This is a genomic window from Micropruina glycogenica, assembly GCF_900289045.1.
Taxonomy (GTDB): Bacteria; Actinomycetota; Actinomycetes; order Propionibacteriales; family Propionibacteriaceae; genus Micropruina; species Micropruina glycogenica.
The window spans coordinates 1,160,201-1,185,034 of sequence record NZ_LT985188.1 but is presented as its reverse complement, the minus strand read 5'-3'; the positions used below and the strand labels follow the sequence as shown (position 1 = coordinate 1,185,034).

Here is a 24,834-nt window from a genome sequence, read left to right as displayed (position 1 = left end):
CGGCCCGTCGCCCTACAGCCGATCGCGCAACCCCGAGGCCCGTCGGGCGGTGCGCTGCACGGCGGCCCTGAGCGCCTCGGGTGTTGCGATCACGTGCACGGCTTCACGGGCGCGCGTGACTGCGGTGTACAGCAACTCGCGGGTGAGCAGCGGCGATTCGACGTCGGGCAGCACCAACGTCACGGCGTCGAACTGGCTGCCCTGCGCCTTGTGCACGGTAAGGGCGTCCAGCGACTGGGTGGGGCCGAGCAGTTCGGGGCTGAGTGGACGGGTGGTGCCGCCCAGATGCACCAACGCCCGACCGGTGTCGGTGAGCACCACGCCGGTGTCACCGTTGTAGATACCCCAGTCGGGCTGGTTGACCGTGACCAGCACCGTGCGGCCGGCGTACCACTCGCCCTCGGCGCCGATGACGGCGCCCGAGGCACGCAGCCACTGCTCGGCCCGCCGCGCCCACGTGGTGGCGCCGAACGGTCCGTGTCGGTGGGCGCACAGCAACCGGTGACCGTCGAGCAGGCGCAACGCCTGCGCCGCGTCGCCCGCCACCGCGGCGGCCTGAATGGCGCGTCCGGCCGTCACCACGCGTGCCCTCAACGCATCGTGGGCGTGGTTCGGCGGGGTCAAGGTGAGCGTGGGCTGGCCGGCGGTGACCAACCCCAGGACCTGCTCTGCTTCGCCGGCGCGAATGGCTTCGGCCAGGTCGCCGAGCAATCCGGTGAAGCGGTAATTGCGGCGCAACCGCACCACGGGCCCGCCGCGCGTGGTGCCCAGCCACGCGGCCTGAGTCAGGTCGCTGAGCACCGCGCCGGCGTCGACCGAGCTGAGCTGATCGGGGTCGCCCACCAGCACCAGGCGGGTGTGCGGCGCCAGCGCGTCGGTGAGCCTGGCCATCATGGTGAGCGACACCATGGACAGTTCGTCGATGATCACCACGTCGTGGGGCAGCGGGTTGTCACGGTTGTGCCGAAACGCGGGTCGCGCGTTCGGGCGTGCCCCCAGTAGCCGGTGAAGTGTGCTGGCCCCCAGTTGCTCAACGGACGCCGCCACGTCGCGCGGCAGGTCACGTGCCGCCTCGCGCACCGCCTCTTCGAGCCGGGTCTTGGCCTTGCCCGTCGGCGCAGCCAACGCGATGCGGCGCACTCCCTGCCGCACGAGCAGCGCGAGCATGCGGGCGATGGTGGTGGTCTTGCCGGTGCCGGGGCCACCGGCCAGCACGGTCACCCCCTCGGTAGCCACCTGGGCCACCGCACGCCGCTGGTCGGGGTCGACGTCGGCGCCGGGGAACAGTTCGGCGAGCCATTCGTCCAGCTGCCGCGGTGGGGGGGCCGAGGGCGAGGTGGCCCGCTGCTGCAGCGTGACCCGCACCTGTTCCTCTTGCTGCCAGTACCGGGTGAGGTACAGCTTGTGGTCGATCAATCGCAGCGGACGTGCCGGGTCGCCGGCCGGCCCCAGCGCCACCAGCGGGCTGGCCGCCAGGGCATCCAACCATTCGGGCAGGGTGGGCCACAGCTCGTCGGGCACCTCGACCAGTTCGTCGTCGCGCCCGGTGAGGCCGGCCCGCACCCGGTCGAGGTCGAGGCACACCGACCCGGCCCGCAGTGCCCGCACGGCCAACGCGACGGTCAGCAGCACCCGCTCGTCGCGCTCGCGGTAGAGCAGCCCGAGGTGCCGGGCCGGGTGCAGATCGGGCCAGTCGAGCACCCCGAGCGCGTGAAACTCACCGGTCAGCCCGGTTGCCACCACAGACAACGCAGGTTCAGTCATGGCGGCCACCCCCCAAGATCTGCGACAGCTCGACGATCAGCGGCACCGGAGGCTGCCAGGCGAACACACCGGTGGCCGCGCCGGTTGCGGCTCCGCCCATACCCCGCACGAACAGGTACAACACGCCGCCCAGATGCCGGCCAGGGTCGTAGCCGGCCAGTCTGGCCGCCAGAAAACGATGCAGCGCCACGCAGTACAACAACGCCTGCAAGGGGTAATGCGCCTGGCACATCGCAGCCACCATCGGCCCTTGGGCGTAGTGGCCGAGCGTCAGGTCGTCGCCACCGAGCCGGTTGGTCTTGTAGTCGACCACCACGTAACGCTGATCGGTGGCCTCACCCACGCGTAGCACCGCGTCGATGCTGCCGGTGAGAAAGCCGGTGAGCGGCTGGTCGGCCAGGGCAGGGTCGGTGAGCAGAGCCGGGTAGCCCACCAGCGGGTCATCGGGGGTCAGATGCCGCTGCAGCAGACCGGCCAGGTCTGCCAGCGTGAAGCGGGCTGCGGGAGCAAGGGGTAGGTCAAAGGTGAATTCGGCCACGCGGTCGGCGATGGGTAGGTCGGCCAGGCTGCGGTCGTCGGCGAGCGGGCCCAGCGGCGTGGCGAAGGCGGGCAGCAGCGCCTCGGCAAGCCCGCCCGGGGTGACCCCCGGCAAAGGAAAGCGGGGCAGCCACTCGGCCGCTGTCGCCGTCAGCCGAGCGGCCAGGGTGGCTTCGTCGGGGCCGGGGTCGACCTGCTCGAACAGCACGTGCACGAGGCTGCCGAACTGGGTGCCGCCCGGCAGGTCGCGCATCGGTGACGGGTCGGACGCCCCCGAGGTCGGCACGACCGGTTCGGCGGATTCGGGTTCGTCGGCCAGCAGCGGCGCCTCGGCGTGCACGCCGGCGGTGAGGCCCGAGTACGAGGTACGGCGCCAATCGGCATCGATGCCGCGCTCGAAGACGAGCGCGCGCAGCAACGGTCGCACGGCCGACGCGGTGGGTGCGGCCGGCAGCGGCGCGGCCTGCACCGACTCGACCCGCACCCCGCGCGCCTGCCGGACCCAGGCCAGGTCACCGGGTGAGAGTGAACCCGGCGGACGATGCAGGGGGTACCCGCGGTCGGGCGCGGCGAACGAGTCGTCGCGGTGCCGGTAGATCACCCGCTGCAGCGCCGAACGCTGCGTACGTTTGGTGCGCGCCCACCAGGCGATCACCTGCGACCGGGCCCGGGTGAACGCCACGTAGAGCAGCCGCAGCGACTCTTCCGCCTCTTCGGCATCGGCCCGCTGAAATCGGGCCGCGCGGCCGTCGGCGTCACGACCGCCGACGTCGACCACCGCGCGGGCGGTGTCGTCGTGCAGCAGCAGCTCACGACCCGCGTCGACGTCACCGATGCTGCTCCACAGGTCGGGCAGCAGCACGATCGGGTACTGCAAACCCTTCGCGCCGTGCACGGTCTTGACCTGCACGGCCTGGGCGTCGGTCTCGAGCCGCCGGGTGCGCTCGTCGTCGGCCCACGTGCGCTGCTCGCGGTGCAGCCAGTCCGCGAGCCACGCGGCACCGGGCCGGTGGTGCCCGGACGCCTCGTGCAACACCTCGGTGACGTGCCTGAAGTCAGTCATCAGACGCTCGCCGTCGGGGCGCCCCAGCACGCGTTCGATGAACGTGGTCTCGGCGTTGATCTGGGCGAACAGGGCGGCCACGCCCGACCGGGTCAGGGTGCGATCCCACTGGCGCAGCGTTGCGGTCCAATCGGCCAGCAGCCCGTCGTCGGCGGCGGCGAGTTCGCCGAGCGAAACGTCGAAGAAGGCACTCACCAAGGCGTGCCTCAGTTCGCCGGGCCGCAGCGATGCCAGTGCGCGCAGCAGGGTGAGCCAATCGTCGGCGGCCGCGGTGGCGTAGATGCTGTCGGCGCCGCTGAGGGCCACGGGCACACCCGCCGAACGCAACGCATCGGCGGTGCGGGCCGCGCCGTGGTTGGTACGCACCAGCACCGCGATGTCACCGGGCCGAACCGGCCGCCACGTACCGTCGTGCACAAGTTGCTCGTGATCGAGCATGTGCCGCACCTGGCGAACCACATCGGCCCGAATACGCTCGTGGGCGACGCCCGGCCACACCTCGTCGTCGACGCAGCGCAGCGTGACCGGCGCGACCGGGCCGTCGTCGGCGCGCACCCCCGAGCCGGAACGCTTGGCAACCACGGGGTGCACCTCGATGGCATCGCCGAGCTGCAGGCCGTGAAACAGTTCGCCCAGCCCCTGCACCAGTGCTTCATCGCTGCGATGGTTCACGCTGAGCGAGAATCGGCCGCCTGCCGCCGACACGGCGGTGACGTAGGCGGCGATGTCGGCACCGCGAAAGGTGTAGATGGCCTGTTTGGGGTCGCCGATCAGCACCAGCCGCCGGTGCCCGTCGAACAGGCGCTGCAGAATGTTCCACTGCACCGGGTCGGTGTCTTGAAACTCGTCGACCAGCACCGCGTCGAACCGATCACGCAACCGTTGGCACGCCGCGGGCCCGGTGACCGGGTCGGCGAGCGCGTCGCGCAGCCGAATCAGCTGGTCGTCGAACGTGTACGTGCCCGCTTGTCGGCGTCGTTCGGCGGCGACCACGCGCACCTGTTCGGCGAACTCGACGCGCTGCCCGATCATGCCCTCGGCCTCGGCGGGCACGATGGGCCGCAGGCTGTGCTGCAGTGCCGCGTCGGCGAGACTCAACGCCCCGGTGGTGGTCACCCCGTCACGCTTGAGGTCATGCAGGGCGAAGGGGGGCTGCCGTTCGTCGAAGGCGTAGCGACTGAGATAGAGGTCGCGGGCCACCTGCTCGGCCAGCGGACGAAGATCGGTGACCACTTCGCCCGAGGGGTCGGCGGTGGCCAGAATGCCCAGCTCGTCGTACATGGCGGCGCAGAACTCGTGAATGGTCATCAGCCGCGCGCTGTCGAAACCCGCGACGGCCGCCTCGAGCCGGTCGCGGGTCAGGCCCGGCTGGGCCGTCATGGTGGCCTCGATCAGGTGGTGGCGCACCCGGGCCCGCAGCTCGCGCGTGGCGTTGCGGCCGAAGGTGACCATGAGCAACCGGTCGATGGTGGTGTCACCTTCACCGAGCAGCCGCACGGCCAGCGCCGCCACCGCATGGGTCTTGCCGGTGCCGGCGGACGCCTCGAGCACCACCGTGCCCGGTGGTAGCGGAGCCGAGACGTCGAACTCAAGGGGAGTGGTCGTGGTCATGCCCGCACCCCCTCGTGGTCGGTCAAGGGCTGCCAGATCAGCCGAGCCGCCGCCAGCGCGAGAACCGTTTCGCCGGGCTGGTCGAGGTCGTCGACACCGAGCGGCACCCCCAACACGTCGGTCAACTCGGGGTAGAACTGCCGCATCTGGCGCGAGGCGTGATCGCGGTAGGCCCACTGCAGATCACCGTCACGCAGAGGGTCACCGCCGGAATCGAGCAGCCGCGCCACACGGGCACCGAACCGCAGCGGCAGGGGCACCGGCAGTTCGAGACCGATGCGGTAGAGCCGCACCCAGCGATCGAGCAAGGCCTGAGCCGTCGGTTGATCGAGCCCCTGCAACCGCAGGGCGTCACCGCCGTGCGCAACCAGCATCGCCGTCCAGTCGCGATCGTCGGCGGCGCACAGGGCCAGGAGCCGCAGCCACGCCTCGATGCGTCGTGATTCGGACGGTTTGGCGAACGTCGCCTGCAGCACCAGCTGCTGCTGGGTCGCCACTCGTCCGACGACCCGGACGGGGCCGCAGTCGACGGCGATGTCGTGATGCTGCAACGGGGCGGCGGCTTCGGCGGGCAGCGCGGCCATGATCGGCTCGAGTTGGGCGCCGAGACCCTTCAGCAGGCGGGTGCCCAAAAGGCCCGGAGGCACGGTGCCACGGAGCCACTCGGCCCGTTGCACCTCGTCAGGGCTGTGCCCGGCCCGCAGCAGACCCAGCATGCGTTCGCCGACGCCCCAGCGCTGCAGGCCGTCCGGTTCGATCGGAATGTCGGCCGCGACCTCGTCGGCCTGCCAGTACGCCAGGCCGCAGCGTACGCGCAGAAAGTGCCTGGCGGGATCGCGCACGAAGCGCAGCAGGTCGTCGAGGCTCACCTCGACCAGCGGTGCCGCCGGCGGCACCGGGGTGTCGAGCGTAGGCAAGCGCCGTGTTCCGCTGACCGCGAAGGCGCCGCGCAGGCCGGCCGGATCGTAGCTGCGTGGTGGCCCGTCGGTACCGAACAGGGTGGGGCTGAACGGCTGCAGCGGGTGCTGTCGTTGCTGAACCCCGGCTTGGCCGAGCAGATCGAGCAGGTCGGCCAAGGCAGTGGGTGGCGGAATCAGCTCGTTCGACTGGGCCGAGCGGGCCTGGTGCACCATCACGAGTGACTGCTGTGCCGCCATGATCGCGTCGCTGAGTGCCTGCCGATCTTCGGCCGGGGGATCGGGCTCGCCCGCGCGCAGCTCGCGTTGCATCAGATCGTCGCCGTCGCGGCCCGGGCCGTGCGGGAAAACGCCGTCGTCGAGGCCCAGCAGACACACCACCCGATACGGCACGCCGCGCAGCGACCGCAACGAGCACACCGTCAGTGAACCGTTGCCGTAGGTGGAGCGGGCCTGACCCCGCTCGAACTCGTCCGACACCAGATCGGTGATCTCGGCCAGCGTCACGGTGGTCGAACCTGCGCCGCGCTCGCCGAGTTGGGCGATGCTGCCCAGCGCGTCGGTACGCTGCCAGACGTCGTTGCCGCTGACTTGGGTGAACGCGTCGACGGCCCATTGCAGCCGCACCACCCAGTCGGCCAGCGTGGCGGGTTCGGCGTACTCGGTGGCGAGCTTGAGCAGCCGGCTGAGCAGTTCGGCCACACCGCCCAGCAGGGTCAGGTCACCGTCGTCGACGTCGTCGAGCGGCAGCACGGTGCCCACCATGGGCAAGTCGTTTTCGCTGAGCGCGGTGCCGAGCAGCATGCGTTGCAGCCCGCTCCACCACGTGTTCTGCGCCACGGCACCCAGGTCGAACCGTTCACGGTGCCGCGGCGACAGGCCCCAGCGGACGCCCGCCGCCCCGGCCAGGTGCGCGAGCCGTTCGAGAGAGTCGCCGTCGAACCCGAAGCGTGCCGCAACCACGGGGCGGGCGCAGAAGTCGATGACCTCGGCCGCTTCGGCTCGGGAGGTGACCAACTGCAGGGCATGCACCAGGGCACCCACCAACGGGTTGACGTCGGCCGAACTGCGGTCGGCGATCTGTACCCGAAAATCGTTGGCCGGGTGGCGTCCGGGAACCCCGGGCGGCAGCCGGAACGCGGCTTGAATCAGCGGTGCCGCGGCGGCGAGATTGGGGCAGCCCACGATGATGTGTCGGGGTTCGAGCGTGGGGTCGGCGGCCAGCAGTGCGGTGAGCGTGTCGCGCAGAATCTCAACCTGGCGCTCCAAACCATGCCCACCGTGCACCTGCACCGAGCCGTCGGGCGGGGGAGCGGACGGGGGCACCCCGCCGGCCAGCGCCCGCTGCAACCAGCTCAGGGTGGTCGTGGCCGGTTGTCTGGACGACGTCACCGGCGCGACGGTGGCTCGGGCCAACAGGCCCGACTGTGCTTGCCGCCCGAACGCGGTCAGCCGGGCGGCCGGCCCCGGAGCGGGGGCCCCGTGGGTCAGATCGTCGACCAACGAGACGTGCACCTGGCGATGAGCGGCGATCGCCTCGAGCAGGTCGAGCCACCAGGGCGACAGCGGGTCGGGTTGCACGAATGACAGCTCCGGTGGCAGCGGCAGGGCGGCGGGTTCGTCACGCAGTCGTTGCAGGAACCCGGCGGTGGCCGCCAGCGGGTCGGCATCGGCGGCCGCGAGCCGCCACAGCACGGGCTGCCAGGCGTCGAAGCTCAGGTCGGCACCGTGTTCGTCGGTGTCGCGGCCGGCCAGCCAGCCGGCGACGAGTTCGGGTCGCCAGTGCAGGTAGCGGTGAAAGTTGGCCGCGAGCCGGTGCGCCACGCGATAGGGATTGCGCGACCCGGCCAGGTGCCGGCGCAGTTGGTCGAGCCGCGCTTCGTCGGGGTGGTCGGCGCTCACCGTCAGCAGCCGCCAGGCCAACTGACGGGGCTGCCAGAACCGCACCGGGTCGCCCAGGTCGTGCAGCAGCCGGCCCGGGGTGACGAACGAGACGCCCGCGCAGATGCCCTCGCCGGGGCGGCCGAGGCGCTGGGCGAGTTCGTTGGTCAGCCAGCGGCGCAGGTGCGGGTGGGGGGTGACCACCACGTCGATACCGAACGGATCGGGCCGGGTGCCACCCAGCCGCCCAGCCAACTCGGCGGCCAGGGCGGCGGCGTCGGGGGCGCGGTGCACAAGCAGTTCGGTCATCGTGCTCACCACCCTATGGTCGGCCGCTGACAGTTTTCGTGCGCTCCAAAAGTGGCACCGATGGAGTGGATGGTTCCTGGTTCGGGGGACGGTTCGTTCGGATGGTGACGTAGAACCTCACCCGGGGTTTCGTCCCCCTGCTCGAGCGACGACGGCGTCGCGAACCTGTCGTAGGCACGCCTTACAGTGAGAGCCGTGCCCGAAACCGACGACCTGCTGGCTGCGCTCGACCCTGAACAACGGGCCGTGGCGACCACGTTCGGCGTGCCCGTCTGCGTGATCGCGGGCGCCGGCACGGGCAAGACGCGCGCGATCACCCATCGCATCGCCCACGGCTGCGCCATCGGCGCCTACGACCCGCTGGCGGTGCTGGCCGTCACCTTCACCACGCGGGCGGCCGGTGAACTGCGCGGCCGGCTGCGCGGCCTGGGCCAGCCGCGGGTTCAGGCCCGAACCTTTCATTCGGCCGCTTTGCGTCAGGCCCAGTACTTCTGGCCGGCGGCCATGGGTGGCGAATTGCCGCGGGTCAGCGACCAGCGCGCCGGCCTGATGGCCGAAGCCGCAGGGCGGCAGTTGAACCAGCGGGTCGAATCCGGCACCCTGCGCGACCTGCTCACCGAGATCAGCTGGGCCAAGGTCAGCAACGTTCCCCCCGCCGACTACGCCGAACTGGCCATCGCCGGCGGCCGCGAGGTGGCCGCCATCGACCCCACCGGCGTCGGTCGCATCTACGACCGCTATGAGCGGCTCAAGGTCGACCGCGGGGTGATCGACTTCGACGACGTGCTGCTGTGCGCGGTTGCACTGTTGAGCGATCACGACGACGTGCGCGCGCAGGTGCGGCGCACCTATCGGCACCTGGTGGTCGACGAATACCAGGACGTCAGCCCGCTGCAGCAGAAGCTGCTGGAGTTGTGGCTGGGTGACCAGCCCGACCTGTGCGTGGTGGGCGATCCGGCGCAGACCATTCACTCGTTCGCGGGCGCACGGTCGACCTACCTGACGCGATTCGCCGTTCGGCACCCGAACGCCGAGGTGATCCGCCTGGTGCGTGACTACCGTTCGACCACACAGGTGGTCGACGTGGCCAATCAGGTGCTGCGCGCTCGGGGGCCGGCCGAGGGCGTCAAACTGGTGGCTCAGGGCGGCGAAGGGCCGGCGCCCATCTTCACCCAGGCCGATTCCGAGAGCGATGAGGCGGCCCGGGTCGCAGCCTGGCTGGCTCAACTCATTCGCGACGGGGTGCCGCCGGCAGACCTGGCCGTGCTCTACCGCATTCACGCCCAGTCGCCCGCCTATGAGGCCGCGTTGAGTTCGGCCAAGGTGCCGTTCACGCTGCGCAGTTCCGAGGGCTTCTTCCAGCGTCAAGAGGTGCGCACGGCGCTGCACGCGCTGCGCGGTCAGGCCGGGGCCGCCCCCGACGACGACCTGGTCAATGTGGTGCGCGGGGTGCTGGCCGGCGCAGGCTGGACCGTCGAACCACCATCGGGCCAGGGCCAGGCGCGTGAACGCTGGGAGTCGCTGGCGGCCCTGTTCACCCTCGCGGTCGATCACGTGGGCCGGCACCCCGACGCCGACCTGCCGCACCTGCTCGCCGAACTGGACGAACGTGCGCGGGCCGAGCACGCGCCGTCCGGGGCAGGGGTGACGCTGTCGACGCTGCACGCTGCGAAGGGCCTGGAATGGACGGGCGTGGCGCTGGTGGGGCTGCAAGAGGGCACCCTGCCGTTCGCGCTGGCGCAGTCGCCCGACCAACTCGCCGAAGAGCAGCGGCTGCTCTACGTGGGCGTCACCCGTGCCCGCAAGCACCTGTGGCTGTCGTGGGCACCGTCACGCACCGGCGGCGGCCAGCGCCGCAAGCCGTCGCGGTTTCTGGACGGCATCAGGCCCGAAACCGAACCTGCGCATCGGGCCGTGCGCAGCGGCAAGAGGGCCAAGAGCCGGCACGCCGTCACCTGCCGGGTGTGCGGCAAGCCGCTCGCGCCGGGTGCCGAGCTGAAGCTCGGTCGGCACGCCGACTGCCCGTCGAGCTACGACGAACACACGTGGGAGCTGTTGCGTGAGTGGCGTCGGCAAGAGGCCGCCGAGGCGAACCTGCCGGCGTTCTGTGTGTTCACCGACGCCACCCTGATGGCCATCGCCGAGGCTCGGCCCAGCGACGATCGCGAGTTGTTGGCCATCGCCGGGGTTGGCCGCAGCAAGGCCGACAAGTACAGCGAGGCGGTGTTCGCGATTCTGGGTTCAGTCGTGCCAGCCGGGCAGAAACTCGGCCAGCACGTCGCGAAATCGGGCGGTGACGTCTAGCTGGGCCAGCACCGCGATGCCCCCCATCCACACGCGGTGGATCAATGCGTACACCGGGGGAATGGTGAGCTTCATGCCCACCCCGCCTCGGTTCGAACTGCCCTGCACGTGCCGAAACTGTTCGCGCATCCATTCGCGGTCGAAGTGGAACTCGTCTTCTCGCGCCGGTTCGACGAACGGTTCGAGGTAACCCAGCAATTCCCCCGCGTCGACGTCCTTGGCGATGAAGCCCTCGGCGGCCAGACCCGCGGTCACCGCCGCGGCGTCGCTGGTGATCGCGAGTTGGATCAGCCGTCCCATCGCCGGCGGCAAGCCCTCGGGCAGTCGCGCGACCAGGCCGAAATCGACCACGCCGAGCCGTCCGTCGGGCAGCACCAGATAGTTGCCCGGGTGCGGGTCGGCGTGCAGCAGGCCCGCCCGGGCGGGGCCGGCGAACAGGAAGCGCACGTACGACAGGCCGACCCGGTTGCGCACCTCGGTCGGTGATTCGGCGGCGGTGGTCAGTTTGCGGCCGTCGAGCCAGTCGCTGATCAGCACCCGCGGGGTGGCTTCGTGCACCCGGGGCACCACGAACTCGGCGTCACCGGCGAACGCCTCGGCGGCCTGCGCCTGGTGCTGGGCCTCGAGCGTGTAGTCGACCTCTTCGGCGATGCGAGCCGCCAGTTCACGGCTGATCGTCACCACGTCGACCCCACCGGCGAGCGGCGCCACCACGTTGGCCAGGCGTTCGATCTGCCGCAGGTCGGACCGCAGCGCCAGGTCGGCGCCGGGGTACTGCACCTTGATGGCCACCGGACGTCCGCCGGTCAACACGCCGCGGTGCACCTGACCGATCGAGGCCGCCGCGGCGGGGCGCAGGTCGATGGACTCGAAGCGGTCGCGCCAGTGCGACCCCAACTCGGCCCGTAGCACCGCCTGCACCCGAGACGACGGCAACGGGGGAGCGGCGTCCTGCAGCTTCGCCAGGTGTTGTCGGTAAGGCCCGGCGATCTCTTCGGGTAGCACCGCCTCGAACATGCTCAGCGCCTGCCCGAACTTCATGGCGCCGCCCTTGAGTTCGCCCAGAACGGCGAACAGTTGCTCGGCGGCGGCGGTGCGCAGTTCGAGTTCGACCTGATCGGCGTCGGCACCCAACAGCTTGCGCCCGAACCCGACCGCCTGCCGCTGAGCGGCCCCCAGCGGCAACTGCAACATGCGGGACGCCCGGGCCAACGATGACGTGGGCGGCCCCCCGCCCTGCCGGTCTGGATCGTCGGTGCCTGACATGCGCCCCATTATGCCAACCGCGACCAGCCCGCCCCGGCGGCGGTTCAGCCGTAGGCGAGACAGCCGCAGGCCGGGTGCGCGCGTATGGGTCGCAGGCGCACCTGGCGGTCGGCCGCCAGCTCAACCCCGGCCCCGATCGAGTCGGGCAACGAGCCCTCGATCCAGCTCAGCGCATGCAGCGCCGCGGTGCTGGCGGCCCAGGCCAGCGTGAGTCGCTCAGGCGGTGGACGGCCGCGGCAGAGCTGCGCGAGCAACCGCGGCCACACCGGGTCGACCGTGGTGCGGTAGAGGTCCTCGCACCGGTGGCAAGGCGTTCTGCCAGGCGCCACCAACGGCCCCACGATCGCACCGAGGTCACTGGCCCGCACCACGAGATAGGGCTGGGCGTCGGCGACCAACTGGGCGAGCACGCCACGGTCGGCCTCAGCCGCCTGCGCAGTCACCACGGTCAGGCCGCATCCCTCAGCGCGGTAGCCCCAGTGATTGCTGAACTGGAGCCGATCGGCATACCGCCACCGCAGTTCCAGCACCGAGCGGGGGGTGCCGGTGGCGCCGGGCCACACCAACCGCACCGGCTGGGCCACCTGCTGCAGCAACTCGTCGCTGATCTGGCTGGCCAATCGGCCGCGGCCGATCACCGTGATCGGGCCGGTTCTCGGGCAGTGGGGGCGCAGCAGACCGCAGCCGCCCAACGCTTCCACCAGCCGGTCGAGCCATTCGTCAGCACCATGACCGCCGATGCGCAGCAGGTCGGCGCGGGTGCGCGGGGTGCGCAGCGCGACTAGCACACGCTCCATGGCCGGCCGGGGGTCGTCGATCAACAGCCCGCCCGGTGGCTCGAGCCCGACCTGCAGTGTGCCATCGGTTCGCCACAGCGCGACCACGGGCATCGCCAGCCGCCACGCCCTGCCGTCATCACTGCCCACATCGTCATGGTGACCACGTGATGGACGCGACACGCCGAGGGCCGCCGCCCTGGCAACACCGACGAGCGCATTGACAACATCTGGGCACGCCCGCCGAGCATGCCGCGAGCGCCGCACCCGTACGTTGGGCGCGGCGCTCGCGTAAGAAGTTCAGGCCTTGGGCAGGAAGCGGGTCAGGTTCGTACCGCACTCCGGGCACTTGGCCTTGGCGATGCGGGTGCCCTTCGCGTTCACCGTCACGTCGCCGGTGGCGTCGCGATGGTCCTTGCACTTCACGCAGTAGAACGAACCGCTGTAGGTGTCGTCGGCCACGTCATTTCCTCCTATTGGATGGGGTGCGCTGGATCAACCACAGCGCGCTTGCCGGTTCAGCATACGGTACGCGCAGGCGTGGCTCGGGCATCAAACGTCCGACTTGCCACTGAGGCTTCGCCAAGCGGAGAAAACGGGGCCCTCGGGTTTGTTTCCACTTGCCTTCCCCTGCGAGTGGAGCGACCCGAGAGTCCCGTCGCTCAGACGGTAGTGGCGCTCAGCCGGGCAGGTCAACACGGGTGCGCCAAAGTTTGTCGGTGCACCGCAATAGGGTGCTGGGCATGAGTTCGGAGCAGTATCAGGTGCGGCGAAGTGCCCGCCGCCGCACCACCATGGGAATCATGCGCGAGGGCGGCACCCTGGTGGTCGTCGTGCCCGCCCGCATGACCCGGCAGCAAGAGCGCGAACTCGTGCCCGCGTTCGTCTCGCGCTACCTGCAGCATGAGTCACGCCGTCGTCCACCGGCCGCCGATCACGACCTCACCGAGCGAGCGCTCGCGCTCTTCGAGCGCTACCTGGCCGAGCCGGGTTCGGGCACGCCGCGGGTGAGTGTGGCGTGGTCGGCCCGGCAACAGCAGCGCTGGGGCTCATGCACCACGGCCACGGGTGAGATCAGGCTGTCCGACCGTCTGCAGGCCATGCCCGACTGGGTGGCTGACTACGTGCTGATGCACGAACTCACCCATCTGCTCGAACGCACCCATTCACCGCGGTTTCACGACCTGGTGGCCCGCTACCCCCACAGCGAGCGGGCCAAGGGGTTTCTCGAAGGCTGGCAGGCCGGCCAGAACCTGCCGCCGGCCGAACTCTGAGCGACTCGTCGTCGCGTCATTCATAGAACCTGGCCGTACTGGGTCTCGACACGCTCAACCAGCGGGGGACCCCTGCACACACGGCTCGATCAGCGGAGGACGGATCTCGACAGGCTCGAGCTACGCCGGGGACGGGTCTCGACACGCTCTCGACCAGCGCGGGGACGGGACCCGACAGGCTCGACCAACGCCGGCAACGCCCCCATCGACCACAGTGAAGCGGAGTGGGCTCGCCCCTGTCAGGGCGTGGTCGGGCGTTTGCGCACTGCCAGGCGCTAGCCGAGCAGTCCCGCAAGGGCGGGACAGGGGCGAGCCCACTCCGCGACCAAGAGCACTCACGATCCGGCGCTAACGCAGGGGCGTGCCCACTGCGACCCCGAAGCACTCGCGATCGCTCACAGGTTGCCGTACGCACCCCGCGACCCGGGCAGGCAATTGGCAGCGGGCGGGAAACCGGACCCGCTACCGATCCCCGGTCTCTTCGTCGAGCAACTTGGCCAGCTCGGCGTCCAGGTCGTCCGGTGCTGCCGCCTGATGCCCGTGTTCGGCGTAGCCGAGCGGGTCGTCCAAATCGGCCGAGGTCGGAATCAGGTCGGGGTGGTTCCACGCCGAGTCGCGAGCCTGCACACCGCGGGTGGCGCGCGTGGCGGCCCACAGGTTAGCGGCGTCGCGGGTGCGACGGGGCCGCAGTTCCAATCCCACCAGGGCCTTCAGGGCGGCCTCGGCGGGGCCACCAGCGGCCCGGCGCCGCCGAACCACCTCGGTGAGGGCCGCACCGTTCGGCATCCACCGGCTCATCGTGTGCCCGACCACCTCGTCCACCCAGCCCTCGACCAGGGCGAGCAGGGTTTCGAGCCGCTCGAGCACCTCGGTCTGCTCGGCGGTCACCGCGGGCTCGAACAGCTTGCCGGCCAGCGCCTGCCCGGCCTGCTCGAGTTCATCGGCGCTCATCGCGGCGCTGAGCTGCGACTCGATCGCCTGTTCGAGCGCTCCGGTGTCGATGGTGATGTCGCGGGCGTAGTGCTCGACCAGCGCGTGCAGCTGGGGACCCAGCCACCCGACCGCAGCGAACAGGCGCTGACGCGCGGTCTCGCGCAGGGCCAGGAACAGCAGCACGTCGGCCTCGGTGACGTTCTCGAGCTCGGCGCCGAACGCTTCGATGTTGGTGGGCAGCAACGCCACCTGCGGGCGTTCGCCCAGCGGCAACCCGATGTCGCTGACGCTCAACACCTCGGTGGCCAGGCTGCCCAGCGACTGGCCGACCTGTGCCGCGAACATGCCGGACGCCGCCGCACGCACCATCGGCTTCATGAACTCTTCACCGGGGCCGGTTTCGCGCGCCATCAGCGAACCGAGGGCCGCCGCCAGGCTGGTCACGATCGGATTGCTGAGCTGCTGCCAGGTGGTGAAGGTGTTCTCCACCCACTCGGCCCTGCTCCATGCCGCCGCCGGCGTGCTCAACCGGGCAAAGGTCAACTCCTCGTCGAGCCACAGGTCGGCCAGGCCGACCGCATCACGTACCCGGGCGACCTCGGCTGCCGACGGGGTGGTGTCGGGTCCGTTCGCCGCCGTCACCCTGCGCGCGATGTCGCGGGTGAACGTCCAGTTCATGCCGCTGTCGGGGTCGGTGGGCCCGAAGCCGGCCATCTGGGTCTGGAACTGCGACATCACCGACTGCAGCCGGCCGGTGAGCGCCGCCAGATCGAACTCGCCGTCAGGGCCCGGCGTGATGCCGAACTGGGCGAGAAACTGGGCCAGCGGGTTCTCCTCGGGACGGTCGTCGCCCTGGTCGGGGAGGTCCGGTTCGGTGGCCATGAATGACTCCTGAAGGTCGTTGTCGACGGTTTGCGAAGCCGGGGCGGGGCTCCGGCACTTTCTCGTCCATTCTCGCGCATGTCGCAAGGCGTCGCTGCGTCCGAAGCGGCAGTTGTCGTCCGGTAGTCTCGGCCAAGTGACCAAGCAGACCTGGACGGCGGCCGTCGCGGCGGTGCTGTTCGTGGCGCTGGCCGCCGTGGTGTCGCTGGTGCCGGTGCCGTTCGTCAGTTGGTCGGCCGGCGCCACGGTCAACCTGTTCGAACCGGTCGACGACCAGCCGAGGGTCGACATCACCGGCGTCGAGACCTTTCCCACAACCGGCCAGTTGCGGCTCACGACGGTGTCGGTCACCCGTGCTGACAGCCAGTTGACGCTGCCCGAGGCCCTGCTGTCGTACTGGTTGTCGGCGCGAGAGGTGCTGCCGCGCGATTCGGTGTACCCGGCGGGCGTGAGCGTCGACGAGATTCGGGCCCGTGAGGTGCAGAGCATGGACAACTCGCAGTCGGCCGCGGTGGCCGCGGGGCTGAGGGCGGCGGGCCAGAAGGTGACCGAGTACCCCATGGTGCAGGCGGTGTCGAACGGCAGCCCCGCCGACGGCCGGCTCAAGCCCGGTGACTTCATTCTGCGCATCGACAACAAGACCGTTTCGACCATCGAGGGCGTCCGGCGATCGATCCAGGCCCACGCGGTCGGCGACGTCATTCTGTTCACCGTGCTGCGCGACGGTGAGCAAGTGAGCGAAAGCGTCACCGGGGTGGCGTCCAACACCAACCCCAACAGCCCGGTCGTGGGCATCAATCTCGACGTCGGCTACTCCTACGCCCCCACCGTCACCTTTCGTATCGACTCCGGCATCGGTGGCCCCAGCGCGGGCCTGATCTTCGCCCTCGCCGTGTACGACGAAGTGACCCACGACGACCTGATCGCCGGCCGCTCGGTGGCCGGCACCGGCACCATCACCGGTGACGGTTCGGTGGGCGCGATCGGCGGCATTCAAGAGAAGGTCGCCGGGGCCGAAGCGGCCGGGGCGACCATCTTTCTGGTACCCGCCACGAACTGCCCCGATGTCGCCCATCTGTCGACCCCCGTTCGCCTCGTGAAGGTTGCGACGCTGGCGCAGGCCATCACCGCGTTGCAAGACCTCAAGGACCCGGCGAAGGCCGGGTCGGTTGCAGGGTGCACGTGAGCGCCCCGGACGCCCTGGTCGCGAGCCTGATGGAGATCGAACGGCATGTTGCGGGGCTGGGCTGGGATCAGCCCGCCCGGCTGTTCGCGCTGGTGCCGACGGTCGAGTTGATCGAGGCCGAGCCTCAACTGGCCGAGCACTTGACCGGCGGCGCCGACCCGCAGCCGGGGCAGCTGTCGGCCATCGAGCAGGAAGGCTTCGCCGGCGGCACCGAGCTCGGCGAGGCACTGGCCCGCATCACCTGGCCGCAGACGGTGCACGGCGTCGCGATCAGCCTGGAGCGGTTCTTTCTGCCCGGCACCGCAGACGCCGACCTGCCGTCCGGCCCCGCCGGCGACGAGCAGGCCCGGCGGCACCCGGCTCGGCAAGAGATCCGCGTTGTTGCGGGGGTGCTGCGCGACGGTGCGGGCTATGGCGTGGCCCGGTTGCGCACGCACCCCGACGAACTGTTGTCGGGCCGTGATCTAGTACCCGGCCTGACCGCTGCACTGTCACGTACATTGGAGTGACGCACCGAGCGAGGAGACTTCCCCTGTGAGCCTGTCGACAAGCGTTCACCGTCGATCACCGTTGTTGCTGACTCTCGCGATCGCCGCGGTCGTGCTGATCGGCTTCGCCATCTTCACCCAGGTGTGGACCGACAAGCTCTGGTTCGACTCCATCGGGTTCGGCACCGTGTTCAGCATCGAGCTGATCACCCGGCTCGCGCTGTTCTTCGGCGTCGGCGGGCTGATGGCGCTGCTGGTCGGCGGCAACATGTGGCTGGCCATCCGGTTGCGTCCGCGTGGCCGCCGCAACGGCGACAGCGCGGTGCTCGACGCCTACCGCCGCATGCTCGAAAGCAACACCTGGCTGGCTGTGCTGACCCCGTCGATCGCGCTGGGCGTGCTGGCGGGCATGTCGGCCACCTCAGAGGTGCTGCCGGTGCTGGCCTGGATCAACGCCGTGCCGTTCGGCAAGACCGATCCGGTCTTCAACCTCGACTACAAGTTCTACGTCTTCGAGTTTCCGATCTGGCAGAGCTTTCTGTCGTTTCTGCTCACCGCCGTCTCGTTCAGCCTGATCGCGGCACTGATCGTGCACTTCGCCACCGGCGGGCTGCGCGCTGTGCGCAACCTGGGTCGTCCTCAGGTGACGCCGGCCGCGCGGGTGCACCTGTCGGTGCTCACCGGCGTGCTGCTGGTGCTCTACGGCCTGCAGTGCCTGCTCGACCGCTACGCCCTGCTGGTGGGCCAGGGCACGCTGTTCACCGGCGTGCACTACACCGACGACCACGCGCGCATCGGCGCCAAACTGGTGATGGCGGTGATCTCGTTCCTGGTGGCGGCGCTGTTCTTCGCCAACCCGATCATCAAGCGCACCATCTACCCGGCCGCGGCGCTGGTGCTGATGGTGATCTCAGGGCTGATCCTCACGCTGATCTACCCGGCGGTGGTGCAGTCGTTCGTGGTGGCGCCGAACCAGCCCGACAAAGAGAACCCCTACATGCAGTCGCACATCAACATGACGCGCGACGCGTTCGGCATCGCCGACACTGAAGTCACCGAGTACGAGGCCGTCACGCAGGTGAAGGCCGGCCAGCTCAAGTCAGACGCCGAGGCGCTGCCGGGCATTCGCCTGATGGACCCAGCGGTGATCGGCCCCACCTACGAGCAGTTGCAGCAGGTGCGGGGCTACTACACCTTTCCCGACGTTCTGGACGTCGATCGCTACACCATCGACGGCAAAGAGACCGACGTGGTGGTGGCGGCCCGCGAGATGAACCTGGCCGGCCTGCCCGACCAGAACTGGAACAACATCCACACCGTCTACACCCACGGCTACGGCTTGGTGATCGCCTACGGCAACCGCCGCCAGACCATGGGCGAGCCGGAGTGGATCGTCAGCCAGATTCCACCGATCGGCAAGCTGCCCGATCACGAATCGCGCATCTACTTCGGTGAGCAGTCCACCCAGTACGCGATCGTTGGTCGTGAAGAGGGCCAGGACCCGATCGAGCTCGACACGCCCAACGGCAAGTCGAACGTGTACGCCGGCAAGGGCGGGGTGGGCATCGGCGACGCGTTAACCCGCACCCTGTACGCGGCCCGGTTCATGGACTTCAACCTGCTGCTGTCCGACCGGGTGAACAGCCAGTCGCGCATTCTGTACAACCGCACCCCCAAAGAGCGGGTGCAAGAGGTGGCGCCCTGGCTGACCGTCGACTCGAACATCTACCCGGCGCTGGTCGACGGCCGGGCGGTCTGGATCGTGGACGCCTACACCACCGCCAGCACCTTTCCGAACAGTGAACTGGTGAACCTGCGCAACTCCTCAGCCGACACCCAGTCGCGCATGGTGGGCGCGCAGGTCGACGAGAACATCAACTACATTCGCAACTCGGTCAAGGCTGTGGTCGACGCCTATGACGGCACGGTCACGCTGTACGCCTGGGACGACACCGACCCGATTCTGCAGGCCTACGAGCGCGCCTTCCCCGGCACCGTGCAGCCCAAGAGCGCGATCAGCGACGACCTGCTCAGCCACTTGCGCTACCCCGAAGACATGTTCAAGGTGCAGCGCGAGATTCTGGGCCGCTACCACATGACCAACCCCTACACCTGGTACGCGCAATCAGACCTCTGGCAGGTGCCGAACGATCCGGTCAAGGCCAACACCGACGCCAAGGAACCGCCCTACTATCTGAGTATCAAGTGGCCCGGCGACGAGAACCCGATCTTCAGCCAAACGACCGTGTTCGTGCCGCGCGGGCGTTCGAACCTGGCCAGTTACCTGGCTGTGGTGGCCGAGGCGACCAGCCCCGACTACGGCAAGCTGCGGGTGCTGCGCATGTCGGACACCCATCAGATCGACGGCCCGGGCCAGACCTTCAACGCGATCAACAACGACCCCAAGGTCGCCGAAACGCTGCGTCCTTTCCTGAACCAGGGGGCCGCGTCGGCCACCTACGGCAACCTGCTGACGCTGCCGATGGGCGCCGGGCTGCTGTACGTGGCCCCGGTGTACACCATGCGTCAGGGCAACACCGGTTCGTATCCGGCGCTGGCCTACGTCGTGGTGAGGTTCGGCGCGTACGTGGGCATCGGCAGCACCTTGCAAGAGGCCTTGGACGCGGTGTTCGCCGGCGACGCGGGCGCCAACACCGGCGAGCAGCCCAGCGGCACCAGTACGACGTCGCCCTCGCCCAACCCGTCCACGTCGACCAGCACGTCGCCCACCACCACGCCCACGGGTTCGGCCACGGCCAATCCCGCTGCGGTGGCGCTACTCGAGAAGGCGCAGACCGCCTTCGAGGCGGCGGACGCCGCGCTGCGCAAGGGTGACCTGGCCACCTACCAGGCCAAGAACGACGAGGCCAGGACGGCGCTGGCCGAGGCGCTCAAACTGATGGGTCGCTGATCACCGTGGCGTCCAGGCCCTGAGCCGCTAGCTGGTCGGCGAGCACCGCCGCGTCGCCGACCACCACCAGGCTGAGCCGGTCGGGTTGCAGCAACTCGGCGATGGCCGCGGTGGCCTGTTCGGGAGTGACCAGTTCGAGGGCGGCGGCGTGCCGGTTGACGAAGCCGGTGTCGAGCCCCACGTCGATCAGCGCGGCGGCCTGGTCGGCGACGCCGGCGGCAGTGGCGCACCGCAGGGGCATGATGCCGACCAGAAAGTTGCGCGCATCGGTCAGTTCGGCCTCAGTCAACGCGCCGTCGCCGTCCACCCGGATGAGCTCGCGGGCCTCAGCGATGGCAGCGGCGGCCACCTCGGTGCGAAACGAGGCATGCATGGCGAGCAGCCCGCCGTGCCGGGCCGGCGTGTTCGAAAGCTGCACGCCGTAGGTGTAGCCGCGTTCTTCACGCAGCACCCGGTTGAGCCGGCTCAGAAAGCCGCCGCCCAGCACGAACGCTCCGAGCCGCAGGGCGGGCCACCGAGGGTCGGTGCGGTCGATGCCGAAGCCGCCCAGTCGCACGTCGGCCTGCACCGCCGCGGGCCGGTCGATGAGCAACACCTGCGGCGGCGCGGCCAGCGGTCGCTCACTGCTCAGCGTCGTCACCGTGCGGCTCCACCCCTCGAACGCATCGCGCACCACCGGCAGCGGATCGTCGGTGAAGTCACCGGCGAGCACCAGGGTGGCGCGCTCGGGCCCGTAGTGGGCCGCGTAGTGGGCGTGGACGTCGTCGGTCGAGATGCGGCGGACGCTGGCGGCCGTGCCGCCACTCGAGCGGGCGGCCCTGAAGTCGTCGTCGATCACCGCGGCACGAAAGGCCTCTGCGCCGCGGTGGGTGGGGTGCGCCCGGTGCTGCCCGATCTCGGCCAGCCTCAGCTCGACGTGCCTCCGCACGTCGGCGGCCTCCAGAGTGGGTTCGAGCACTGCCTCGGCGAACAGCGGCAGCGCCTCAGCGAACCGGGTGGTGGGCACTTCGAGGCTGACGTGGGTGGCCGAGTGGCTGACACCCCCGTTCAACACCGCGCCGCGGTTCTCGAGCTGCTCGGCGAAGTCCGTGCGCGGGTGCGATCGGGTGCCCTCGTCGAGGCAGCGCTGCAGAATGGCCGAGACGCCCTCGATGCTCGCCCGCTCGGTGTGCAGCGGCAGGTCGAGCACCAGGGTGGCGTCGATCAGATGCTGGCCGGGGCGGTCGAACTTCAGCACGGTCATACCGTTGTCGAAGTGCGTGGTGGTCGGCGTGGGAAACGTCCACGGTTGCGGGGGAGTGATCGCCGGCCGATTCATGCGCGCTCCCGGTGGTAGGTGACGACGGCTCGTTGGTCGGTGGCGAGCCAGTCTGAAGCGGCAGCAGCCACGTCGTCGATGGTGACGGCGCGAATCTCGTCGAGCCGGCGATTGACGGCCTCAGGGTCGCCCTGCAGCGTCGCGTAGCTGCTGAACAGGTCGGCCCGGTTGTCGAAGCGGGCCAGTTCGCCCAGCCATTCGCGCTCGTACTGGGCCTTCACCCGGTCGACCTCTGCCGTCGTCGGCCCGTCGGCGATGAAGCGTTCGAACTCGTCGACGATGGCGTCTTCGAGTTGCGCTCCGGCGACGCCGGGCAGCGCTCTGGCACTGGCGAACCCCAGGCTCGTGCCGCCGATCAGGCCGGTGGTCGAGGCGCCGGCGCCCTCGGCGATCTGATCGTTGCGCACCAGCCTTCGGTGCAGCCGTGAGGTCTGCCCGTCGCCCAGCGCCGCGAGCGCCAGTTCAAGAGCGTCGAAGGCCGGTGTGTCGCTCGCGGGCAGCCGCCAGCTCAGATACGCCGCATCGGCGGGCACCGTGGCCGTCACTTCTCGCCTGGGTACGCCGGTCAGGGGCGGCAGTGGCGCCGTCACCTCGCGTACGGGTCGAGTCGAGGCGGCCAGGCCACCGAAGAACGAGTTGGCGCGCGCAATGCCGTCGGTCGGGTCGATGTCACCGACCAGTGTGAGCACGGCGTTGCTGGGTGCGTAGTGGGTTGCGAAGAACGCCTTGGCGTCGTCGAGGGTGGCGGCCGCCAGGTCGTCCATCGAACCGATCGTGGGGTGGCCGTAGGGGTGGTCGGCCGGAAAGGTCAACTGCACCAGGTGCAGCATGACGTCTCCGTAGGGAACGTTGTCGTAGCGCTGCCGCTTCTCTTCCATCACCACGTCGCGCTGGTTGTCGAGATTGTGCTGGGTGACCTGCAGGCTGGCGAGCCGATCGGCCTCGAGCCACAGGGCCAGATCGAGGGCACAGGTCGGCACGGTCTCGAAGTAGTTGGTGCGGTCGAACCAGGTGGTGGCGTTGGCCGACCCGCCGACCGATTGAACGGTGGCGAGGTGCTCGCCGGACGTCACGTTCGCCGACCCTTCGAACATCAGGTGCTCGAACAGGTGAGCCAGGCCGGTGCGTCCGGGACGCTCGTCACGCGAGCCGACGTCGTACCACAGGTTCACCGCCACCACGGGCACGCTGGGGTCGGGGTTGACGATCACCCGAAGTCCGTTGTCGAGGGTGGCCTGATGCAGGGGGTAGTGAACGACCGGAGCCATGAGGGCCATCGAACCACATCTGGTGAGGTGGTCTCGAACCCTTTCAGCCGATACTGCGGCGTGGCGGGCGCAACAGCAGGGTCAGCCCCATGATCACGACTGCGCCGGCCAGAATCGGCAGCATCGCCGACAGTCCGCGTTGGAGCGAGAGCGGGTCGGTGATCGTCGAGGGCCACGACCCCGGCCCGCTGCCGCCTGGCTCTTGTGGGCCCGGCAGGGGCGGATCGCTGGGCGTGCCCTGCGGCAGGTACGTCGACTGAGGCTGCGACGGCGAAGGTGAAGCGGTCGCGCTGCCGGTGGACGGCAGACTGGGCGTGGGCGTGTTGTCGCGATCACTCGGCGACTTCGTGGGCGACGCAGGTCGGGCGGTGGTGCGGGTCGGGGTGGGCGTCGGTGTCGTCGGCGGTCGCACCGTGCGCGTGGGTGTGGGGGTCGGCGTCGGCCGCACGGTACGCGTGGGCGTGGGGGTCGGCGTCGGCCGCACGGTACGCGTGGGCGTCGGAGTGGGTGTCAGCGTCACCGTCGGGGTCGCTGTGGGCGTCACGGGCGGCGGAAGTGTCGGCCACCAGATGATCGGTGGCCGAAACGTGAAAGACGGACGGCTCGGTGTGGGTGTCGGCGTGGGTTCGTCCGTGGACGTGGGCGTGACGCTGGGCGTGGGCTCACCGGTCAGGGTAGGGGTCGGCTCCCCCGTCACGGTCGGAGTCACCGTCGGCGTGGGTTCGTCCGTGGACGTGGGCGTGACGCTGGGCGTGGGCTCGCCGGTCAGGGTAGGGGTCGGCTCCCCCGTCACGGTCGGAGTCACCGTCGGCGTGGGTTCGTCCGTGGACGTGGGCGTGACGCTCGGCGTGGGCTCGCCGGTCAGGGTAGGGGTCGGCTCTCCCGTCACCGTCGGCGTGGGTTCGTCCGTGGACGTGGGAGTGACGCTCGGCGTCGGCTCACCGGTCAGCGTAGGAGTCGGAGTCGGCTCGTCCGTCACGGTTGGCGTGACGCTCGGAGTGGGCTGATCCGTCACCGTCGGCGTCGGAGTGGGCTTCTCGGTCAACGTCGGGGTTGGGGTCGGCTCGTCCGTCACGGTCGGCGTCGGCGTGGGGGTCGGCTGATCCGTCACCGTCGGCGTCGGACTGGGCTTCTCGGTCAATGTCGGGGTTGGGCTGGGCTTGTCGCTGGGTGTCGGCCTCGGTGTGGGCCGGTCAGTGTGCGTCGAATGCGGCCTCGGTGTGGGGCTCGCGGTGGTCGGCGTGCTGGTCGGACGCGGCGAGCGGGTCGGCTTGGGCGACTCACTGGGCCGAGGGCTGGTGCGCGTGGCCGTCGGTGTCGGGCGGGGCGTGTGCGAGCGGGTGGGGCGTGCGGTCGGCGGGTGGTTGTGGTCCGGCTCGGAACGCTGTTGGGCCGAAGGAGTCGCGGTCGACGAGGGGCTCGTGCAACGGTTCTGCTTCTGCCCGCACGACCCGGTATTGGGGTGCGCAAAGGCCGGGCCGACCGCCAAAAGGATGGCGACCAGTAGGGCTGCGGCACCAGAAGTGGTGACGCGCAGCCGCAGGCACAGTTGACCCTTCATCCACCCCCCAGTGCACACCACGAGCCAGCGTACAGATCGCCATAGGGGCTTGTCTTGCCAGGTCGCCCTCACTGCGACTCTGCGTTGAGAGTTCGGGCACCGTTGACGCGTCAATCACCGACGGTCAGCCCGCCCGCGCTTTTGGAGGTGTGGGGGGACGAAGAGCGAGTTGCTGGGCCTGCCCAGCGATCATTCGCCGAAGGTTGCGGGAAGCAGAGAAACCCGTTCCTGGGATCGGTTTCACACCGATTCGGAACGGGTTCCCATTCGTAGCGGGGACAGGATTTGAACCTGTGACCTCTGGGTTATGAGCCCAGCGAGCTACCGAGCTGCTCCACCCCGCGTCGCTCGATCAACTATAGGGGACCGGTGCAGGTGACCCAAATCGAGCATCATCGGACCGTAAGCAGCGGCGGCTCGCGGCGCACACCATCGAACCTCGCGCAGGCACGGTGCCCATCAGACGTCGGATCGCCGTAGGGCGGTAGGTCCGTGGCATGCTTCCGGGGCTCGGCTAAACTCGTCGCGCGATCCGCTGTGCCCACCGGGCCCGATCAGGAGGACAGATGGTCTCCAGCACGTCCG

General features: G+C 69.9%; 16 protein-coding genes and 1 tRNA gene. 6 read left to right on the top strand and 11 right to left on the bottom strand.

Annotated elements, in window-relative coordinates; genetic code table 11:
- Positions 1-12 precede the first annotated feature (12 nt).
- The 3 genes from recD to MPLG2_RS05510 are packed head-to-tail and all read right to left on the bottom strand — an operon-like array spanning position 13 to position 8,082.
- On the bottom strand, positions 13-1,764 hold the full coding sequence (gene recD, locus MPLG2_RS05520) for an exodeoxyribonuclease V subunit alpha (RefSeq protein ID WP_105185275.1): 1,752 nt from the start codon (positions 1,762-1,764) through the stop codon (positions 13-15).
- The gene (locus MPLG2_RS05515; RefSeq protein WP_105185274.1) at positions 1,757-4,975 is read right to left on the bottom strand and encodes a UvrD-helicase domain-containing protein; all 3,219 of its coding nucleotides are present in this window, start codon (positions 4,973-4,975) and stop codon (positions 1,757-1,759) included. Before MPLG2_RS05515 ends, recD begins: the two co-directional genes overlap by 8 nt.
- The gene (locus tag MPLG2_RS05510) at positions 4,972-8,082 is read right to left on the bottom strand and encodes an exodeoxyribonuclease V subunit gamma (RefSeq protein ID WP_158680896.1); all 3,111 of its coding nucleotides are present in this window, start codon (positions 8,080-8,082) and stop codon (positions 4,972-4,974) included. The genes MPLG2_RS05515 and MPLG2_RS05510 overlap by 4 nt, the downstream gene beginning before the upstream one ends.
- A gap of 195 nt (positions 8,083-8,277) precedes the next feature.
- On the opposite strand from MPLG2_RS05510, the gene MPLG2_RS05505 reads away from it, so the two are divergent.
- Positions 8,278-10,386, top strand: a complete 2,109-nt coding sequence (locus MPLG2_RS05505; RefSeq protein WP_197710095.1) for an ATP-dependent DNA helicase UvrD2 — start codon at positions 8,278-8,280, stop codon at positions 10,384-10,386.
- Here MPLG2_RS05505 and MPLG2_RS05500 read toward each other — a convergent pair.
- From MPLG2_RS05500 to MPLG2_RS18815, 3 genes are all read right to left on the bottom strand, one after another.
- On the bottom strand, positions 10,324-11,652 hold the full coding sequence (locus MPLG2_RS05500) for an ABC1 kinase family protein (protein WP_105185272.1): 1,329 nt from the start codon (positions 11,650-11,652) through the stop codon (positions 10,324-10,326). The two genes, MPLG2_RS05505 and MPLG2_RS05500, sit on opposite strands and share 63 nt — an antisense overlap.
- A gap of 44 nt (positions 11,653-11,696) precedes the next feature.
- A complete protein-coding gene (locus tag MPLG2_RS05495) occupies positions 11,697-12,578 on the bottom strand; it encodes a hypothetical protein (protein ID WP_105185271.1) in 882 nt (293 codons plus the stop codon).
- A gap of 150 nt (positions 12,579-12,728) precedes the next feature.
- Positions 12,729-12,890, bottom strand: a complete 162-nt coding sequence (locus MPLG2_RS18815; RefSeq protein ID WP_173909604.1) for a DUF5679 domain-containing protein — start codon at positions 12,888-12,890, stop codon at positions 12,729-12,731.
- A gap of 281 nt (positions 12,891-13,171) precedes the next feature.
- Here MPLG2_RS18815 and MPLG2_RS05490 point away from each other — a divergent pair, with 281 nt between their 5' ends.
- Positions 13,172-13,702, top strand: coding sequence for a M48 metallopeptidase family protein (locus tag MPLG2_RS05490; RefSeq protein ID WP_105187490.1), 531 nt, complete (start codon positions 13,172-13,174; stop codon positions 13,700-13,702).
- Positions 13,703-14,164: 462 nt separating this feature from the next.
- Here the strand turns inward: MPLG2_RS05490 and MPLG2_RS05485 are convergent, their stop codons facing one another.
- Positions 14,165-15,517, bottom strand: a complete 1,353-nt coding sequence (locus MPLG2_RS05485) for a zinc-dependent metalloprotease (RefSeq protein WP_105185270.1) — start codon at positions 15,515-15,517, stop codon at positions 14,165-14,167.
- Between the two features lie 136 nt (positions 15,518-15,653).
- On the opposite strand from MPLG2_RS05485, the gene MPLG2_RS05480 reads away from it, so the two are divergent.
- From MPLG2_RS05480 to MPLG2_RS05470, 3 genes are all read left to right on the top strand, one after another.
- On the top strand, positions 15,654-16,703 hold the full coding sequence (locus tag MPLG2_RS05480) for a YlbL family protein (RefSeq protein ID WP_105185269.1): 1,050 nt from the start codon (positions 15,654-15,656) through the stop codon (positions 16,701-16,703).
- Entirely contained in the window at positions 16,694-17,212 is a 519-nt protein-coding gene (locus tag MPLG2_RS05475; RefSeq protein ID WP_197710094.1) for a PPA1309 family protein, read from the top strand. Before MPLG2_RS05480 ends, MPLG2_RS05475 begins: the two co-directional genes overlap by 10 nt.
- A 61-nt stretch (positions 17,213-17,273) precedes the next feature.
- Entirely contained in the window at positions 17,274-20,102 is a 2,829-nt protein-coding gene (locus MPLG2_RS05470; protein WP_231935836.1) for a UPF0182 family membrane protein, read from the top strand.
- Here the strand turns inward: MPLG2_RS05470 and MPLG2_RS05465 are convergent.
- The 3 genes from MPLG2_RS05465 to MPLG2_RS19645 all read right to left on the bottom strand — a co-directional run bounded on the left by MPLG2_RS05465 (position 20,083) and on the right by MPLG2_RS19645 (position 23,254).
- Positions 20,083-21,420, bottom strand: a complete 1,338-nt coding sequence (locus MPLG2_RS05465; RefSeq protein ID WP_105185267.1) for a M16 family metallopeptidase — start codon at positions 21,418-21,420, stop codon at positions 20,083-20,085. The genes MPLG2_RS05470 and MPLG2_RS05465 overlap by 20 nt on opposite strands.
- On the bottom strand, positions 21,417-22,688 hold the full coding sequence (locus MPLG2_RS05460) for a M16 family metallopeptidase (RefSeq protein WP_173909603.1): 1,272 nt from the start codon (positions 22,686-22,688) through the stop codon (positions 21,417-21,419). The genes MPLG2_RS05465 and MPLG2_RS05460 overlap by 4 nt, the downstream gene beginning before the upstream one ends.
- 332 nt (positions 22,689-23,020) lie before the next feature.
- Positions 23,021-23,254 (bottom strand): hypothetical protein, encoded by a 234-nt coding sequence (locus MPLG2_RS19645; protein WP_173909602.1) that lies wholly within the window; start codon positions 23,252-23,254, stop codon positions 23,021-23,023.
- A 3-nt stretch (positions 23,255-23,257) separates the two neighbouring features.
- On the opposite strand from MPLG2_RS19645, the gene MPLG2_RS19640 reads away from it, so the two are divergent.
- Positions 23,258-23,695: a hypothetical protein gene (locus MPLG2_RS19640; protein WP_173909601.1), complete on the top strand. Its 438-nt coding sequence runs from the start codon at positions 23,258-23,260 to the stop codon at positions 23,693-23,695.
- A gap of 824 nt (positions 23,696-24,519) precedes the next feature.
- Here MPLG2_RS19640 and MPLG2_RS05450 read toward each other — a convergent pair.
- Positions 24,520-24,593 (bottom strand) — tRNA-Met (locus MPLG2_RS05450).
- Between the last annotated feature and the right edge of the window lie 241 nt (positions 24,594-24,834).